The sequence below is a fragment of the Desertivirga brevis genome, assembly GCF_017355835.1.
The window spans coordinates 159,614-179,001 of record NZ_JAFEWF010000004.1 but is presented as its reverse complement, the minus strand read 5'-3'; the positions used below and the strand labels follow the sequence as shown (position 1 = coordinate 179,001).

Genomic DNA, 19,388 nt, shown 5'->3' with positions numbered 1-19,388 from the left:
GTAGTAAGAGGTGCAGCTATTACGGCCGCACCTCAGATACTAACCAATTCAGAACAATACGTAATGGAAAGCAAACCACTCATCCTTTTCCGTGTCATAGCTTGTTCCCAGCCAAATTCCTTTACCAGCCACATCATTAGGGAAAGCCTTTACAACCTTCAAAGTTGTTTGAGTAGGATTTAAAGTGCTTCCGGGATTTTGAAGCAAGGTGCCACCGGTTAAAGTAATTTCATTCTTACTTTCGTTTATGGAGAAGGTTCCTGTGGTTTTAACACCGTTTTGAAACCTTGTGTATTTCATTCCATTTTTCTCAAATTTGATATAAGCACCAGAAACTGCCTCATCCCAGCTGTTATTCCATCCCCATTCTCTAGAACTGGCGTGCCCTGTAGTCCAGCCTTTCCCTTTACCGATCCAGTCGATCGGATTTCCCGTAGCATCGAGGGTCCAGAGTCGTGATGAAGCGGCAGTTAAATAATCCAACAACTCTCCTGCCCCGAACTTAGGATTGAAACCCTCATCAAAGGTTGACGTAGGCGGAGTTGCAGGTGGCACATAATTATCAGAGTATTCTTTAGTTACATAATTATAAACGAGTAATGCAGGTCCTTCACAAGAGGTACGAAGAACTGCTAGCTGCATCGTATTTTCTGTAAGAGACATTAGTTTAATACTACCCCAGTTAGCAACACAGGGATCTCGAGTTATATCATGCAAGGGAGAAGCACCAGATAGGGTAAGTGTTTTAGCATCTTTATCCAAATAGTAAGTCCCGTTCTCTGTTCCTCTGGAGGGAATCTTTAAATGTGTCGACTTTACAAACGGCCCTCCCTTCAAGCTGAAGGTCATGGTACCATAATCACCATTTTCCATTAACCAGGTATTGCCTTTATAATCGGGACTCCAATTCCAGCAGTCTGCGCCGTAACAACCTTTATCGCCACCAGCCAGCCAGCCGTTATTAGTTCCATAGAAAAACAACGGTCCATCAAAATACTGAGCTTTTATATCCAATATCCAAGTTTTCTCATTTCCAGGCCCTCCTGAAAGAGCAGTCCATAGCGGATCGTTGACATACTGCAAGTTATCCTGTGTTACTTTAACAACAATTGAATCTCCCTCAACCACCCCTGCTCCTGTAACTGCAGAGAATTTAACGGTATAGTTCCCTTTAAATGCAAAGCGGATTGTATCTCGCTGACGGTAAGATTTACCTGTCCCATAATCCCAGACTGGCGTGGTTTCTGGGGTATTATTTACGAGGATCACAGTATTTCCACCAGGATCTTTCTGCAAGTCTTGTTTGACCTCGAACTTCAGGTTTGCTTTATCGGGTAAGGATCCCAAATCATATTCTTTCTTTGAACAAGAAGCTATTAAGGAAATAGCTGCCAGGAAAATCCAATGTATATTTTTGAAAGTCTTCATTACTTTAAGCTTTATTCATGGCCGGATTAATTTATTGTTGTACCGGCCCTGATTGTTAATCACTATTTACCAACCCTGATTTTGCTTCAGTACATTATTAGAGAGGTTGATTTGATCTGTCGGAATCTGTTGAAGCCCTTTAGTTTCGATAATTTTTGTAGCTGAAATGGTTTTAGGGGTTGCAACTCCGCCATTTTCAAGAGTTACAGTTTCGGCGATAGCAGCAGCAGCAGTGTTCACACCCAGACGCAGCAGGTCCCAATACCTTAAACCTTCACCAACAAACTCCAATCTTCTCTCTTTAAGTATATTATCTTTTGTAGCAGCTATTTCTGAGTAATTATTGCCGTATGCACGTTGACGTACCTGATTAAAGTACTCCTGAGCATTAGCGCTGCCAAGCTCTGCAGCCATTAACAGCACATCAGAGTAGCGGATGGAAACATAATCTTGGTATTGGCTGATCATGAAGTTCCCGCTAGTGGTATATAACTCCACCATGCTTGTTCCATCCTTATTGATCATCGGAGAATACTTCTTGTTATAGTAACCAGTGTACTCTCTCTGCTTTGGCTTATTGCTGAAATTTATCCCTTCATCAGCAATAGATATAATAGAAGCATTGCGACGGGTATCTGTATTGCTGAAGGTATTCCAAAGCTTAGGATTTACAGTGGCGCCTCCCCAACCGTTTCCGTAAGGATAACTAGCCTGCTCGCGCATACCTGTCATCACCATCCAGTGATTTCCATCTGTATTTCCATTGTAATTACTTGTATAAGTATATTTTATAGCAAAGACAGTTTCCTTATTATCTTCACCAGCATATTTTTCTACCGATGCTGCTGGCCATAGGGTGGTATAGTCTGTTAATAAACCATGACCGCTTTTAGTTATGGCATTTTCTAAATAAGCTACTGCCTGAGCTTTAGTGATAACCCCAGCAAGATCTGTTTTTCCATAATACCCAGTGTAATACAAGAACACTCTGCCAATAAGAGCTTCTGCAGCCCATTTAGTGATCCGGCCTCCGTTAGTTTTTGCCCATTCGGCAGTATAGGGCGTCTCAGGAAGATTATCTGCGGCGAACTTTAAATCCTCCGCAATCTGTTTGTAGACCTCATCGGCATTGGACTGGGGAACATTTTCTGCTGAAGGTGTGGTAAGTAAAGGAATGTTCCCCCATAGTCTAACCATATCGAAGTACAGATAAGCCCGCAGGAATCTGGCTTCAGATTCAGTGACTTTTCTGGCAGCCTCATCCCCTTCCCAATTAATCTGCGAGATCTTACTCAAAAGAACATTACATCTGTACACAGCTCTGTAGTAGGCAGACCAGTTACTACCGAAAACAGTAACATCTGCAGGAGAACGTTGCTTATCAAACTCATCAATCATCTGATATCCAAAGCCGTCCGAGTTACCCGTTCCGCCAAATGCATTGTCTGACATAATCTCCGCTGCTACTGGCAGGGCAATCCCAGCTGCCCACACTGTTTGCAACCCGTCGTAACACCCAACTATAGCTCTTGCAGCATCTGCTTTTGTTCTATAAAAATTTTGTTCTGTGCCCTTAGTTATCGGCTCAGAATCAAGGAAATCTTTTTGGCAGCTACCCAATGTAAGGATGGATAGAGCAATTATATAAAGTTTATTCGTTTTCATGATTTGCTTCTCCATTAAAATCTAAAGTTTGTGCCGAGCATAAAAGTGCGTGGACGAGGGTAGTAGCCAACATCAACTCCTGAAGAAAATGCCCTGCCTGAGTTTGCATTGTCATCCGTACCAGAATAGCCTATTTCTGGGTCCATTCCCGTGTACTTGGTGAACGTGTACAGGTTCAAGGCAGAAGCATAAAGCCTGAAATTCTTTAAATAGCTTCTTTTTAGAATCCTGGAAAAATCGTAGCCAAGAGTAAGGGTGTTTATCCTTAGATAGTCGCCATTTTGCACATAAAGGTCAGAAAACTGAGTAAAGTTCCTGTTGTCTACAGTTACCCTGGGAACAGAATTGGATGAACCGGGACCGTGCCACCTGCCAAGTATTGCCTCAGAGAAGTTTGCCTTTCCGTCTGATTGATTTCTCCATGATTGTACAATCTGGTTTCCTGCCACACCACCTGCCTGCAGGAAAAAGTCAAAACCTTTATAATCAGCTGAAAGATTGATACCAAAAGTGTAATTAGGGTTTGGATCACCAATGTTTGTTTTATCAAGATCTGATATCAGGCCGTCTCCGTTAAAGTCAACGTACCTTAGGTCGCCGGGGGCAGCAGAAGGTTGTATAACTTTTCCTGTTGAAGAGCGATAAGCATTAACCTCTTCCTCTGTTTGAAAGACGCCCTGTGTTTTATATCCCCAAAAATAACCGACCGGAAATCCGTTTTGTGCTCTGTAGAATTCAGGAGAGTTGTTGTACAATGTATTTGTAGCCCCGTGGATGATCCCTTCAAGGTTAGGGATATTTCCAACTTTATTTTTATTATAAGAGCCGTTAAGTCCGATCGAATAGTTTAGATTATTGATCCTATTGCGGAAAGAGAATCCTAATTCAATTCCGGAATTTCGAACGTCGCCTCCATTAATAAAGGGAGCATTAGCGCCGGCTGTCGCCAGGATGGGAGCTGCAATAAGCCAGTCTTTTGTGTCCTTGATATAATAGTCTGCTGTAAAGCTTACTTTTCCTTTTAGAAATCTCGAATCTAATCCAATGTTCGTTTGTTCTGAAGTTTCCCATTTAACATCGGGGTTTCCTAATCGATCAGGATAGGCTCCTCTAGCTAAGGTTCCCTCTGTATTTCCAAAAGTATAATTCGCATTACTGAACTGGACAGTTTGTAAATACTGGAAGTATTCGATGTTTTGGTTACCCACCTGGCCCCAGCTAGCACGAAGCTTGAGGTAATCCAACCAGTTAGTTGTATTACTTAGAAAATCTTCTCCTGTAATTACCCAACCTGCTGCCACAGACGGAAAATATCCCCATCGATTACCTCTTGCAAACCTCGATGACCCGTCGGCACGGAAAGTAGCATTTAACAAATACTTTTCCTTGTAATTGTAATTTGCCCTACCAAAGTAGGATAACCTTTTATCCTGTTCCCAGGGCGAGCTTGAAACAATAATATTTGCAATACTCTGGCCCTCAGCATTACCCAGGTAAGCGTAATCGAATCCTTCAAACCTTAGATCTGTATTTCCTCCTCTAAAATTACTTCCCCTTTGCGTATAGGATGAGGTTCCGGCCAATACTTCAATGTTATGGGCTTTTTTAACATTGAAACGGTAGCTTAAAAGGTTGTCAAACATAACTGACCTCCCCCTGCTTGTACTGTCGCTCGCGCTATTTACGTTATTGAACGAGTAGATAGAGAGATCATAAACAGGGCGGTACGCTCTTCTGTTGTGATCATTAAAATTAACACTTAGGCTAGTCCTGAACCTTAGGTTTTTTATAGGTTCAACAGAAAGGTAAACATCTCCCAAAAGGCGTTGGCCGTTACTCTTGTTCTGATTGTTATACACTAATTCTGCATAAGGATTAGATTCCCCGTTGTTCCAGTCAGAGCTCCTGGCGTTGAAGAACTTACCGGTTTCGTCGTACATCGGAAGCAGAGGACTGGTGTTAAAGGCTCCTCTCAGGCTATTGTTATAGAGCCCCCCTACTCCGATGCCTCTGTTCTCTGTATAGCTATAGGTTGCATGCTGACCGAGTTTAATGATATCTTTATAAAGGTTATGTTCTGTATTAACCCTGAAGTTAATACGGGAGTAGCTAGAAAGATCACCTCCCCCAACTATCCCATCCTGGGTGGTGTAAGAAAGTGCACTTGAATAAGCGGTAACCTTTGTTCCTCCTTGTATACCCAGGGAGTAGTTCTGGGTACCGGCATTGCTGACTAACATTTGATCTAACCAATCAGTCCCGCTAGCCATTCCCGATATAGCAGCATTTGTGAAAAATGGCGCGCTGCCCGAGTTGATAGCAGCTTCATTCATAATCGTTGCAAATTCCTTCGCATTAAGCATCCGGGCTTTTGAGGCAACATTTTGTGTACCTACGTAGGAATCAAAAGTAACGACAGCCTTTTGATTAACCCTACCGGTACGTGTAGTAACCAGGACAACACCATTGGCTGCCTGGGAACCATATATAGCGGCAGACGCTGCATCCTTAAGCACATCCATAGATTCAATATCTGCAGGGTTGAGATAGGATATATCACCAGTAATTACACCATCAACTACATAAAGCGGAGAACTATTACCAATAGTTCCCTTACCTCTGATCACCACATTCATTCCTGATCCAGGCTGTCCGGAAGTAGACGTCACCTGAACTCCAGGTGCTTGTCCCTGCAATGCCTGTAGTGCATTTGTCGTGTTTTGCTTTTGCAGATCATCTCCTTTAACCTGAAGGTTGGCCCCTGTAGTTAATTTTTTCTTTTGTACGCCGTACCCCACAACCACAACTTCATTTAAGGTATTGGTTTCGGTACTTAAAACAACATTAATAGTAGCGCCTGCTCCAACCTTTCTTTCCAAAGTTTGGAAGCCTATTGACTTAAAAACAAGGACATCACCTGGCTTAGCTGAAATGGAATAAGCTCCATTTACATCAGAAGATACTCCCCTGTTAGTCCCTTTCACATTAATACTTACTCCTGGTAGCGGAAGTTTATCGTCCGATGATGTGATCTTTCCGCTAATCCTTGTCTCCTGGGCAAAGACTTCCTGATCGAACAGGAGCATTAGGGTGAGCACCAGGAAGAAGGCGCTCAGCTTTCGATAATTTGTAGAAATATTCATTTTGATCAATTGGTTATTTTGTAAGTGAATTGGTTTACTTAGTCACGATTAGTTTTTTTCCGTCATATTTTACTGTTTTACTGATTGTATTTTTAGTGAGTGATCCTCGGTTTTGAGGAGTGATCCATACGATGTTGAAGGTTCTTTCTTTCAGCATCCCAGGGAAAGCACCTTTACGATCTCCGATTGTGAGGGCTCCATGCGATTCGTTATAGCTGAATGGGATTTCAGAGAACATCCCTTTTTCATAGTTATAGTTCACTCCTTCATCTTCATAAAGATTGAAAGCTCCGTTTTTCCCGCTAAAGACATAGATAGATATAGGTTCTGCAGGTTTTTCGTTGGTGTATTGAATTTCGGGACCGGTGGGAATAATGGATCCTTCTTTTACAAATAATGGGATCTCCTCGTAAGGTGCCGCAGCTTTAATAGTTTGTCCGCCCTTTAAGTACTCACCTGTATAGAAATTATACCAGGAACTACCTTGAGGCAGGTATAACTCGCGTCTGGTACTGCGATACTCTGTAACTGGACTTATGAGTAGGGATGGGCCAAACATAAACTGGTCATTAATGTTCCTCGCCACTGCATCTGCTGGAAAGTCCATTGGCAGACCTCTCATCAAAGTATAATCCTTGTGAAAAGCCATTCCGTTCAGGGAATAGATATAGGGCATAAGTTTGTAGCGAAGCTTATTGTAATAGAGCATGCTCTTATAAGCTGGATGATCTTCAGGAGCTATATTATAAACCTCCCTGAAGGGAAATTGTCCATGCACCCGGAATAATGGAGTGAAGGCTCCGAACTGGTACCACCGGGTATTTTGCTCTCTCCATTCCTCCAGATCACTGGCATTAGGCTTCTCGTAACGCTTTTCTACCGCGAAACCGCCTATATCCATTGTCCAGAAAGGTAAACCAGACATGGAGAAGTTTACACCTGCAGCAATTTGATCTTTCATATCATGCCAGCGAGCTGATATATCACCGCTCCAGGTGGCCGAGGCAAAACGTTGAAGACCGGCGAATGCAGAACGTGTTAAAATGAACACACGGGAATTTGGATTAACAGAACGTTGTCCTTCGTAAATCCCTTTCGCGTTTGCAAGTGCAAATCCGTTATAATATCTGGTAGAAGAACCAAGATAAGTTGGGGTACTTAATTCTTTCCGGGACTCAATGTCGAGGTTAGAGTGAATATCCGGTTCGGAAGCATCCATCCACCAGGCATCGATTCCTTTGTTATACAAGTTTTTATTGATCAAACCCCAGAAAGCATTCCTCGCCCCTGGATTATAAGCATCGTAGAAGGTCGAGACGTATCCCTTACCAATCCAGTCGCGTTGCTGGTTCGCTATGTTCCTTCTATATAACCATCCATTCTTATTCAAATAATTGTAGTTCTCTATCCCTTCGTAGAACTTAGCCCAAACAGAGATCATAAAATGAGTATTATACTTCTCGTGGAGCGACTTTAACATTCCCTGAGGGTCAGGGAAGCGACTTTCGTCAAACTGCTGGCTGCCCCACTCTGCTTCTTTCCAATAAGACCAGTCAAGAACGATATTATCTAACGGGATCTTTTTTTCGCGGAATGTTTTAACCGTTTCTAATATCTCATCCTGGGTTTTGTACCGCTCGCGGCTTTGCCAAAATCCCATAGCCCAGCTAGGCATCATGCTTGCTTTGCCTGTAAGCTTACGATATCCGCTGATGACATCATCCGCAGAGCTGCCATATACGAAATAATAGTCTATCTCATTTCCTGCCTCTGACTGAAAAGAGAAGTCGTTTTTGCTACTTGGGGGAACGGGACTGAGGTAGTTTAGGGAGATATAACATTCGGCGCCATCCGGGATCCACTCAATTCTAAGCTTACTTCTTTTTCCAGCTGTAAGGGTTTGATCAATGGTCACTGTTCCAGGGTTCCATCCCTGACGCCATCTATCAGCAACCAGTTTTCCATCGATCCAAATTTTGATATAGCCGGCGTATTTCAAGCTAAACTGGTGCAATCCAGAGGTTGCTGGTTCTAGTGCCCCCTCCCAAACAACCCTGCTCTTATCCAGTTTTATATTAGCTGGAAAGCGGTTTTGATTATTCAGGTAGGGGTAGTCTATCTTACTTTCCGCACGTTGAACAACGATCTTAGTTGAATCTTCACGATCAGAATAAGTAGCAGTAAGCCATCCTCTTTCTCCGTCTTTGGAGTATAGTCGCAACCCCGAGATCGGTTGCATTTCGCGGGTATCTCCTACCTTGGTAATCGAATAGTTATCCCAAAGTATGCCGTAATTGTTGCTGCTCAGCACGAAAGGTACGGCAACTTCAGTATTATTCTGCGCTAATAGAACCTGTCGGCCCTTATAATTCATTATCCCCTCCTGATGCTGTCCTAGACCATAGAAAGCTTCAGTATCCGGTGATATAAAAACCTGACTTAATTTATAAAAAGCATCGCCATCGTAAGAGTCGGGTATGAAATGGCGGCCGTTCTCTTTCTCAGCTAGTATGGGCTTCCCTAATTTATCAGCAAAACGAACCCTACCTGTAAGAAGGTTTACATAGGCACTAATAGCAGCAGTCTTTAGAACCACTTCACCTTTTTGCTCAATTGCATTCCAGCTACCTGTTCTTTTTAGAGTATCAACAATGATAAGACTCGATTGCTTGTTAATTTGCTTTTCAGGACTTACAGTCACCCTTACAATCTTATCAGATATCACCTGAAGCCTGACACTTCCTGATGTATTTTTAGGGTTTATTGTTATCCCATCATTGGCATTAATAAAGCTTTTTGATTGAGCGGATACGCTGCCAGTAAGAAACACCAGGCATACAGAAAAACTATACAGTAGTTGTTTATACATAATCGGTTAATTAGAAAGTCCGGAGGTTTCGGCTTTTTTATTGGTTAATTAATTGGCCTTCGAACACTGCTAAAGTAAGGGAGTGAAGAGAAAGTCATGGTATCAAAATGTTTCCAATTAGGTATCAAAATGTTAACAAATTAGCCCTTTTGCAACTGTATAGCAGGTTTTTCAGTGTTATAAATGGGCGGGTAGGATTTTTTTTTTAAAGGATTTGATACTATTCTAATTCATAATTCTTCGATAACTTCAGGATAACTTCGGGTTTGTTATGATCCAGGACGAGAATAAAAAGATGTTAGTGGCAGAGTCAAATGAATGGGCTAATTTAGAGGAGCACAAGTAACGAAAATAATAGGTTGTGGAATTGCCAACAGTAGAGGTCGTTAGTGATAAGGTTTAGAGTTAAGCGGTTTAAGTAAGATCTCTATCCCGGAACCAAACCTCTTCAGGAACTGCCTTAAATGAAATCATCTTTTCAACCAGTGGTAAAGGCTGTGAATCACTCAGGACCATATCCCGGTTTGCTTGTTTCAGGAACTTTCTATCCACCATCAGATCCATCTGTGCAAAGAGATGATCATAAAAGCCATCCACATTTAATACGCCGATTGCTTTACCATGCAGACCTAACTGAAGCCATGTAAGTACCTCAAAAAACTCCTCAAGTGTGCCGAAACCGCCAGGAAGAATGATAAACCCATCCGCCAGATCAGCCATCTTCTGCTTGCGCTGATGCATATTCTCGGTAACGAAAAGTTTCGTTACGCCTTTATGTTCAACTTCCTTATCCAGAAGGAATTGAGGAATTACTCCAGTAACCTTCCCTCCTCTCTCAAGTACTGAATCTGCTATTAAGCCCATCACTCCTACACTACCCCCGCCATATACAAGTTCAATACCTTTGTTTACAAATACCGAAGCCAGCTCTTCTATAATGGATTTAAGATTAGGGTCACCATTAAAGTTAGCACCGCAGTAAACACAAATGCTTTTCATTTCCATGTTTATAATACTTTGTTCAAAGGAATAAAAATTCCTGCCTGATTGAAAGCACGTGTTGTTTTTTTAATGTTAACAAACCAATCTGATAGTCAAATATTACAAAACCCGGTCATTTCTGATTCTAATTGCAGATCTTATCTTAAAATATCTTGGAACGGACTTCTGACGGATGACCGACGGGGAACCGACGGTTTAGCGATGAAGAATACTTTTGACCACATTTTGCCACAGAGGTAACATAACCGGAATTTCCGGCAAAAAGTGTTATGATAAGATTGTACAAAAGGTTTTAATTCCCACTGCGTTCTAATTCAGCTACCATGCTATGGTAATAGCCGAATAATAAAGCCCCTTAAGGTTGGCCCCCAGGCGCAGCGTTGTAGTAGGTCACGGTGTGGGTAAAACAGAGAGGCTGAAAAACAAGGTTTTTGCGTTTCAGCCTTCTAAGGAAAATAGAAAGCTATTGCTCTTCTTTGTAGTAAATTTTGTAGTAATTCATCGCCCGTCCATCGTCATAGCCTTTTTCGATCAATTCCTTGTCGCCGTGAATATAAACATGAAAGTTCTTGTCCAGCTTCAATACGCTCTTAAACGTTCTTACCTGCTTTTTAACTGCAGCCTCCGAAATCTCGAAGGATTCAGGAATCACTGTATCAAACTCTTCTTCGTAGGTCTTCACGAAGTTCTTAAAAGATTCTTTTCCCTGTTCATTACCGATAACCTCGTTTGAAAATTCTTCGATATCAAACGTCTCCTTTTCCTTAAAGTACTTCACTGAACGGTTCAGAAGGTCAATCTTATCAGCTTTATCCATCTGAAACTCTTCATCAAGTTTCTCGGTTACAAAATTCTTATAAATGCTTAGAGTGTTCTGAGTTTGATTATAATTATCGTTACGGATCTTTAACTTTAAAAACTCATCCTTCCAATAAACCGCCTCTGAATTACGGTTTGTTTGATCAATAACTGCAACCTTGTAACCTTCCTCCTTCTCCGAATTAAAGATCAAACAGCCTTTGTCGAGTTTCTGAATATTAATTGCATCTTCTTCGTAACCTACATCAAAGCCATTCTGACCATTGTAAACCTTCAAATAAGTTTCCTTGGTTTCTGATTTAAAGATCCCGATAGCATCCATTACCTCTCCTTCTATCTGAACATTATTGAAATAGGCAATATACACTTCACCCGATTTAATCTTAGGGTGGTTCGTTACCTCATATAGATGCTTCGCTAATTGCTGACTATTTTCATGAAAGCTTTGATTGTCTTCGAATATCAAAGAAGCAAAATGGTGCACCTCGTGTAGGTTTAGATCGTCATTTGCATGAAAGAAACGATAAACTTCATTCACTTTTTCAAATGGAATGAGAAAATATTGCATCAGAAGCTTGGGCAATAGCTCGTCCTGAATCTGCACGGGGTTGTCAGACAAGGCATAAAATTCATCCTGTAACTTATTACCCACTTTGTGAATAGAGAGATGCGCCAGGGCAGCTTCAAAAGAGAAGATCATTATAAATATCTTAAATTAAACTCAAACTCAAATTGAGAGGCCAAAGGTGCGAAAACAAAAATGAGGAAGCAACAACTGTTGATCATTCAACACCCCACTCATCTTACTTTGGTAGAATAACGTCCTTTTTACGCTCTGCAGGTAATACCTTAAGAAATTCTAGTTTTCCATCTTTCCAGCTCGCTTCTACTGTTGTTTTATAAGGCGCGCTGAGTTTAAAATGAACATTATTCTCTTTCGGCCATGCAGGAAGCAAATAGATCTTCTCTCCATCTACCTGCAGTAACATTTCCTGTAAACCTATCATCCCCGATCCGCCCCAATTGTGATCTGGGACCCAATCGAAGCCCGGGCCCCAGAAGGCAGGAAAACGACGGCCCGAATCCTTCAGTTTCTGGGACGTGAGATTCCAGGCATCCTCCGTCAGACCCAGGCGGGCAGCAAAAATGTTGTCTTGTTTCCAGCCAATATGACTTCTGAACTTCAAAACATCTTTATCATATTTAAAAGTATTTATGGCCGTATCCAATCCGGGTTTACCTAATCCATAGATCCCCCACGGAAATACTGGGTATAGCTGGGGACTTTCGGTATTGTTAACACGCTCCCACACCTTTGCTGGCGAAATAGTAGGATGCCCGTCAAACTCCCTAAAGCTTATCGCCGGAATCTTCTTCAGCATTAATTCCCATTCCTTTCTTCTTTCCTCAGTTAAATAAGACTCAGGCAATTGAAGTAGCCGGGTTAATACTATGCGGAGACCGCTGATAGTGGAACTGGGATTGTAAGCCATTTTATAGGTTTCTGCTCCCGACCCTGGGTAGATCACCAGATGCCCCTCTCCATCCAATGCTTTATTTCCTCTATTTCTTGAACGGTACTGGTAGTGCTCGTTGAAGAATGTCAGACAGCTTTCAATAAAAGGAATATAGGTTTTTATATCAGTACCATTGTAGCGTTGCGTTTCCAACATCATCAGACAGAACTCCAACACAGTATCCCACTCGTATTCGAGCCAGGCATTATACTCTAATCCGGGATCAAAACTTGCGGGCCGCTTCCAGTTGTATTCAGCAGGATTAGGTAATCCGAAATTCTCCAACTGCTCGGTAAAGGAAGCTCCATTATGTTTCCAATAAACCTGCGATCTAATTTCAGCATTTTTAAGCAAGCTGAGATAGAAGTTGAACTGTGGCTTCATCAGATCGAAATCCCCACTCTTCAACATAGGCCAGTAAACCAAACGTTGGTTTTGGGCTGTATGAGTTCCCCCACCCCAATTACGGAAATCCGGAGTAAACTTTAAGGTTGTATCTGTTAGAGAAGGGTCGGCAGTAAAGAGGCCTCCATTAAATTTTGTTGGGTAAGATCCACTAACATTACAGCCCAACATATAACGCATCAATTGATAATTCCTTCCCACCTGCCAGGCTAACGAGTTGGGATCGGCTTTGGTACTATTTATATTGATGAAACTACGTTTCCAGTAGTCGTTCCACCATTGAATGGTTCTTTTCTCTGATTCCTTCTGTTGTTTTAAGGCGTTAAAAGCTGTGAGATCGAGGTTTCTTTTCCAATCAGATATTGATGCAGTATGTTGGGTTTGAAGTACCAGGTGAAGCTGATGTTTCTTTGATGCAGCCTTACTTTTCAAAACCCAACTTTTGAAAGGCGTATTGATATAAGTACCTGCAGATGTATCAGCTGCTATAAAGTTATCGCCCAATAAGCGTCCTCCAAAAACTAGGTTTTTCAGAGGGTTGAAGAGCTTGTTTTTTACACTATCCAGCCTTTGCTGCTTTACAGTCACATCAAAGACGGTGTTCGGCTGGTTCTGGTGATAAAATTCCACTCCATTTTTCTCGAAGGCTACCTGATCTTTCCAGGTCTTCACCTCTCCTTGTGGAGCCCATTTATACGAGTTCTGGTTGTTCTCTTTACCCTTTGGAACCCTGTCGGTGTATCTCCAGCTTTCATAGGATGCCTGCGCAGAAAGCTCTTGTTGGCTTTTCACTTCAACATGCACTGCGGGATTAAAAACATCCACCCATAATTTCACCTCAGTGGTCATTCCATTGCTAACTGTGCTAATGGACATATAGCCTTCATTAAGGTGCAACTCCTGCTTAAAACTAGTACCATTTGAAAATGGATTAGGCGATAAACTTAATTTAACACGACCAAGTTTAAGTAAGCTATTATTTTCGTCGAACGTCCCCGATCTCGCTATATAAAAATATATCTGATCATTTTCACACCAAACGTTAAGACCAATATCCCCCCCACCCAAAGGCATAGATTCAAGCGAATTTCTACTTTGGCTGGTCCACACTGGATTATAACTGCTTATCTGGGCAGAGCTTCGCTGCAATGTTAAAAGAGTAAACAATACAAGTAATACAGCTTTAAACTTTAGCAATCTAATATTCATGTTATTTAAGGAAAGGGTATTTAAAACAACAGACGGGTTAGTCTCGCCTGCTTAACATAACTTTTGTACTTGCAACAAAAATTATTACCAGTCATCTGTTCTGAAAGAACTTGCTGGCAGGCCTTCTGTATTAAACAAATCGCCTATTACGAAATCCTTGAAGGCATAGCGAACAGCAACTGGTTCCTTTACATTTACAGAAGAAACAGTAACGGAACTTCCGTTAATCTTCGCTTTAGCAGGATGAAAAACCTTATTAGCCCCAGCTACTTCAAATGAAGTAATATCTTTCCCGAATGAAGTTAAGCCATTAGGAACATTATCGAAACTCAGCGTTACCTCATTTCCTTTAACTGTCATTGACTTATATAAAGGACTAGCCGACCCAAAGCCTTTAAGTCCGTAAGTATTAGCTAATGCAAGTAGAGCCAGACGCTTACCTCCGGCTTCCTTATTTGCGGGGTGTATATTGTTTTCTTCGCCTATATCTAGCACTACAGCCATAGCTGAATTAGGAATCCTTGTAAGGGATTTCCGTTGGGCATCACGAAGATAAGCTGAGTTAAACTTCCCGCCTTTATTATAAGGAGGAAGCTGTTCGTAATTGTATGGAGCTATTTGTACGTAGTAAAAGGGAAACTCCCCTTGTCCCCATAATTGACGCCATTCCTTAACCATTGCAGGAAACATCTCCTCATACCTGTCAGGGCGTTCATAATTCGATTCGCCCTGGTAATAAATTCCTCCCTTTATACCGTAACCTGTTATTGGATATAACATACCATTGTATAAGGTAGTAGGTGTGCGACTAACCGCTTTAATTGTATCTCCTTTGGCAGGGATCTTCACCTCCGGAAATTGCTTTAAATTGTCAGGAGACATCCATGCTTCAACGTAGGATCCACTGAAGCTAACATTTATAAGGCCAATTGGCACGTCCAGCATTTCATTCAGTAATTTGCCAAAATAATATCCGGTGGCACTAAAGTTTGAAACACTTTCTGGTTCTGCTATTTTCCATGCAGACGGCTTGCTATTTTGCTGCCTCTCCGTGGTGGAGGAACGAGGAACTGTGTAAAGGCGGATCTTATTGTTTTTTGAATGAAGAATTGCATCATTTGAATTCAATATAGGCTGCCCTTTGAAACCTTTCATAGGCATTTCCATGTTCGATTGACCTCCACAAATCCAAACCTCGCCAATTAGTACATTACTTAGCTTTATAGCTTTACCATCGCTAATGGTAATATCGAAAGGTCCCCCGGCTGCAGGTGTTTCAACCTTTACAATCCATTTGCCCGATGCATCAGCTGAAGCTGAATAATTTCTACCATTCCAGGATGTACTTACTTTTACTTTCTTACCAGCATCTGTCCAGCCCCAAACAGGGACAACAGATTTTTGCTGGAGAACCATATTATCCGTAAACAAGGATGCGAGTTTAACTTCTGCCCTCGCACTGGACAAGCTCAAAAAAGCGACTAAAAAATAAACGGTAACTTTTATATTAAACATTATTTAAGGTGTATCTATTTGAGTAGGACTTACAGCTAAAGTGTTCATTTCGGAGTCCTGTATGCTCTTTTTTTTATTGTATTCGGCCTCTTTCTCTTCCTTCAATGCCTTTCTCCGCCAGTAATTGGCCAGGATAGAACCTGAGATATTCATCCAGGGACTGAAAACTGCAGCTGCGAGACCAACCGTACCCAGTTTACCCATTGAGCCGGCAAGTCCGGATGCCATACCTCCATTTTGCAAACCAACTTCAAAGGCAACCGTACGAGCAGAGGGTTTATCCATACCGAACGCGCGACTTAAATAGTAGCCGAAGAAATAACCAGCGGCATTATGGATCACTGAAGAAATAAACAAGATAAACCCAACTTTAAGAAGATTATCTCTTCCCGCAGCAGTTGTAACGGTAGTAAAGTACACTATTCCGAACATAGAAATATAAGGCATAATGCTATCCAGCTTATGGGCCCTTTTTGTGACAAGGTGATAAAGAACACCTGTTATAAAGGCACCGCAGAAGAAACTAAAAATCTCAACAGAATGCATTAGCTCAACAGAAGCATTATCTGCTAACCAAGACCATAGCCCCAGAGCCAGCATAATTAGCCAGATTGCAGAAAGACCCGTAATTTGTTTTATCCGTTGCCAATCTTTAGTCGTTGCTGTTTTCAAGAAGTCGTGAATTAAAGCAGCGCCAATAGGAACAATAACGATCTTAACGATCTCCATCATCATAGATACAAATTCTATCTTGATCAAGGTGCCTGCAAGCAATTTCATTAATAGAGGCGTCATGAATGGCGCAACCATTGTAGCCATGGCCGTAACGGTAACTGAAAGTACAAGATTAGCTCTGGCTATATAGACCATTACATTGGAGGCTAAACCACTTGAGCAAGATCCAATAAGGATAATTCCAGCAGCAATTTCAGTGTCGAAGTCAAATACCTTTGTCAGAAGAAGTCCCATTAAAGGCATTATAGAGAAATGGCACACCAATCCTATAATTACCCCCTTACCAGTACTAGCTAGTCCCGTAAAATCGCGTAGACTCATTTGAATCCCCATACCGAACATTACCAGCTGAACAACAACCAGGATGAGCCACTTATTACGAAGATCGAGGTCGCCCCACTTTGTAAAAGCGGCAGGATAAATCATACCAGCTACCACTGCGGTGATGATCCACGCAGTATATTGATATGGAGCGAGAAAAGGGATGGCTCCAATTCCTATTGCTGCACTTACTGCCAAAGCAACTGCGGCAGGCTGCCATATTTGAGTATTAGCATTAAATAAGCCAAATAGCAGAATTACGAGGGATAAGGCACTTATCCCAAGGCAAATTTTTCGCAGACCTTTCATATTCCTACTCTTTACATTGTTCTGCGATATGTTGAACAGCTAATGCGGGACTGGATAAAATGCTTACGTTTCCTTTAACCTCCTCAGGTAACGTATCTACTACCCTTGCCATAGAAGCCTGAGCCAGGACAATTACATCAACTTGCTCTGACAATTCAGTAAGGGCCTTAGCAACCATCTCATCATGTTTCTCTGGATTACCACCCATTAAAGCTTCGAAAGCACCCTCGCAAAGTCTTGATGTCAATTCAATTTCCTTACCCGCTACTTCTGCTCGTCTTTTAACCAGGTCGCTTGTTGGACCCAATGTTGTAGGTAATGTTGCGATAACGCCAATCTTTTGCCCTGTTTTCACGGCAAGATCGGCCATTGGTTGGTCTACCCTTAATACGGGCACCCCAGTTAAAGCAGCAGAGGCCTCAACGGCAGCACCAATGGAAGAACATGTTACCATAATAAAATCAGCACCTGCAAGTTCAGCCGACCCAACATAGTTTACTACACGACGAGACGTAAGGCTAGTCAATTCATTTTTAGCAATAACATCTTTAATAAGACTGTCATCTACAATGTTAAATACATTCACTCCCGGAAGGTAATCAGCACAAAGCTTTTGAAATACAGGTACAAGCGTTGCAGAGGTGTGAACTAATCCTAATGTTTTTATTTTCATGGTTATAATTGATGGTTTGTTTGTTAGTGTTTATAAGTAATTATGGTTTACCGACGTATATTAAACTCGTAAAAATGTTCATTTCCTGCCCCGCGCCCTCAGATAATAGTCTTCCTTCCCTACCTGTCCTCCTTTAAAATTTACTTCTTTTCCGTCTATCGAAGAACCAGGGGCATATGCTCTACACATTGGCGCACCAGGCGCAAGTGGCGACACCATTTCTACAGCCTCTATTCCCATAGCTCTTGCAGCATAGCTGGAAGTATCACCTCCTGCAACTATAATCCGCTCCAGTCGAGTCCTCTCACCAATAGATCTTGCCAGTCTACCTAGCGCTGTACCATATACCAGAGCTGTATCTATCTTCTTAAACTCCTCAGTTTTCAAGATCTCCCCTGTTCTTAATACCCTTGGATCCTCATTTCCTAGAGAAGTATGAATGATGACGTCGAAGCCACCCGCAAGATGTTGTACAGCATCGTTTACATACTGCTTAAACAACTCGGCCTGCAATCCCTGCTTCACCAGAAGCTCCGTGTCCAATGCAATTTCCTTGAATCCGTTTTCTAAAGCGACGGAAATTTGGCGGGAAGAAACAGGTGAACAGCTACCAGAGACCACCAGGATCGGACCACGATCAGAGATCTCACCTAGTTGAGTCTTAGGAACAAGTGTGCCGACTTCCTTCCAGTAAGCTCCCAGTGCCATCTCGATACCAGATGAACCAACCGAAAAAAGCGAAGAATCATCAGAAGAAGAATCATGAATAAGTTGCCCAATTGCAGCCATCTGGTGTTGATACAATCCATCAAACAGAATTACATCATTACCTTCCTCTACCAAACTTTCAATTCTGGCCCGGTTTTCTTCAAACCTTTCTTCGATTTGAAGGATATCTACCAATGCTGATTTTTTACTTGTTTGTTTACTGAGATGAAGTCGCAGATCGCTTTCCGTTGCTGGCGTTATAGGATGCTTACTCATGGATGGATGTCTGTCCAAACGGTGAATTGCCCCCTCACTTCCTATTCCCATTTTGGCAAATAGGTTACCAAACACACAGTGTCGCCCAAGAGCCGGAGCAGCAACTACCAGAGGAACATATTTGCCCTTAAATATTTCAGCGCCTGTATCTATTGCCTTACCTATACTACCGATATGTGGAGCCGAGTCAAAAGTGGAGCAAACCTTATAATGCACATGAATAGGGTTCAAGGTTTTCAGAGCCTCAAAAGCAGGTTTTAAAGTCCTTTCCATCGCTTCAGGAGCCATTGCCCTGGTCATACCCGCAACACCTATAGCCTGTAAACCTTCAAATCGTTCGAGTGTCTCTTTAGATGGAGGCTCAATAAAGAGCATAGTTTTAGCCCCTGCGCGACATAAGAACTCCAAGGCATCAGTTGAGCCTGTAAAATCATCTCCGTAGTATGCAAGTAAAAGACGCTCTGTCATAAATTATTTATCTAGAGTAGCAGGAGTTATATAAGGACACAAAATAAAAGACACTAATTTTTCGAATTACATGAAATCTCACAAATCATGGTTGACTATGAACACTAATTTTTCGAATTACACGAATTACACAAAGCAAAGCTGACTAGGAACACTAATTTTTCGAATTACACAAATTACACAAAGCAAAGCTGCTACTTAACCCTAACTCATTTCGCGATCTTATACGTTTGAATTCGTGCAATTCGTGTAATTGGTGTTTCTCAATTCGTATTTCTTCAATTCGTGTTAATTCAATTCGTGTTAATTCCCTTAATCTGTGCTAA

The 19,388-nt window shown here is 41.8% G+C and carries 11 protein-coding genes; all 11 read right to left on the bottom strand.

From position 1 onward, the window contains the following. Positions 1–48: 48 nt before the first annotated feature. The 11 genes from J4N25_RS12680 to J4N25_RS12630 all read right to left on the bottom strand — a co-directional run bounded on the left by J4N25_RS12680 (position 49) and on the right by J4N25_RS12630 (position 19,062). A complete protein-coding gene (locus J4N25_RS12680) occupies positions 49–1,428 on the bottom strand; it encodes a hypothetical protein (protein WP_207422580.1) in 1,380 nt (459 codons plus the stop codon). A 66-nt stretch (positions 1,429–1,494) separates the two neighbouring features. Next, positions 1,495–3,093 carry a RagB/SusD family nutrient uptake outer membrane protein gene (locus J4N25_RS12675; protein WP_207422579.1) on the bottom strand — a complete coding sequence of 533 codons (1,599 nt, stop codon included), beginning with the start codon at positions 3,091–3,093 and terminating at the stop codon, positions 1,495–1,497. 14 nt (positions 3,094–3,107) lie between these two features. Then, complete coding sequence (locus tag J4N25_RS12670) at positions 3,108–6,236, bottom strand: SusC/RagA family TonB-linked outer membrane protein (RefSeq protein ID WP_207422578.1); 3,129 nt, start codon at positions 6,234–6,236, stop codon at positions 3,108–3,110. A gap of 34 nt (positions 6,237–6,270) precedes the next feature. Next, positions 6,271–9,105, bottom strand: a complete 2,835-nt coding sequence (locus J4N25_RS12665) for a TIM-barrel domain-containing protein (protein WP_207422577.1) — start codon at positions 9,103–9,105, stop codon at positions 6,271–6,273. 414 nt (positions 9,106–9,519) lie between these two features. Beyond that, positions 9,520–10,104, bottom strand: coding sequence for an LOG family protein (locus tag J4N25_RS12660; RefSeq protein WP_207422576.1), 585 nt, complete (start codon positions 10,102–10,104; stop codon positions 9,520–9,522). Between the two features lie 466 nt (positions 10,105–10,570). Beyond that, a complete protein-coding gene (locus J4N25_RS12655) occupies positions 10,571–11,626 on the bottom strand; it encodes a nucleoid-associated protein (RefSeq protein ID WP_207422575.1) in 1,056 nt (351 codons plus the stop codon). Between the two features lie 103 nt (positions 11,627–11,729). Beyond that, positions 11,730–14,057, bottom strand: a complete 2,328-nt coding sequence (locus J4N25_RS12650) for a DUF5703 domain-containing protein (protein ID WP_207422574.1) — start codon at positions 14,055–14,057, stop codon at positions 11,730–11,732. Positions 14,058–14,141: 84 nt separating this feature from the next. Beyond that, on the bottom strand, positions 14,142–15,572 hold the full coding sequence (locus J4N25_RS12645; protein ID WP_207422573.1) for a sialate O-acetylesterase: 1,431 nt from the start codon (positions 15,570–15,572) through the stop codon (positions 14,142–14,144). A gap of 3 nt (positions 15,573–15,575) precedes the next feature. Continuing rightward, positions 15,576–16,937 carry a bile acid:sodium symporter family protein gene (locus J4N25_RS12640; RefSeq protein ID WP_207422572.1) on the bottom strand — a complete coding sequence of 454 codons (1,362 nt, stop codon included), beginning with the start codon at positions 16,935–16,937 and terminating at the stop codon, positions 15,576–15,578. A 4-nt stretch (positions 16,938–16,941) separates the two neighbouring features. Then, complete coding sequence (locus J4N25_RS12635) at positions 16,942–17,610, bottom strand: aspartate/glutamate racemase family protein (protein ID WP_207422571.1); 669 nt, start codon at positions 17,608–17,610, stop codon at positions 16,942–16,944. A 78-nt stretch (positions 17,611–17,688) separates the two neighbouring features. Next, positions 17,689–19,062: a four-carbon acid sugar kinase family protein gene (locus J4N25_RS12630; RefSeq protein ID WP_207422570.1), complete on the bottom strand. Its 1,374-nt coding sequence runs from the start codon at positions 19,060–19,062 to the stop codon at positions 17,689–17,691. Positions 19,063–19,388: the final 326 nt, after the last annotated feature.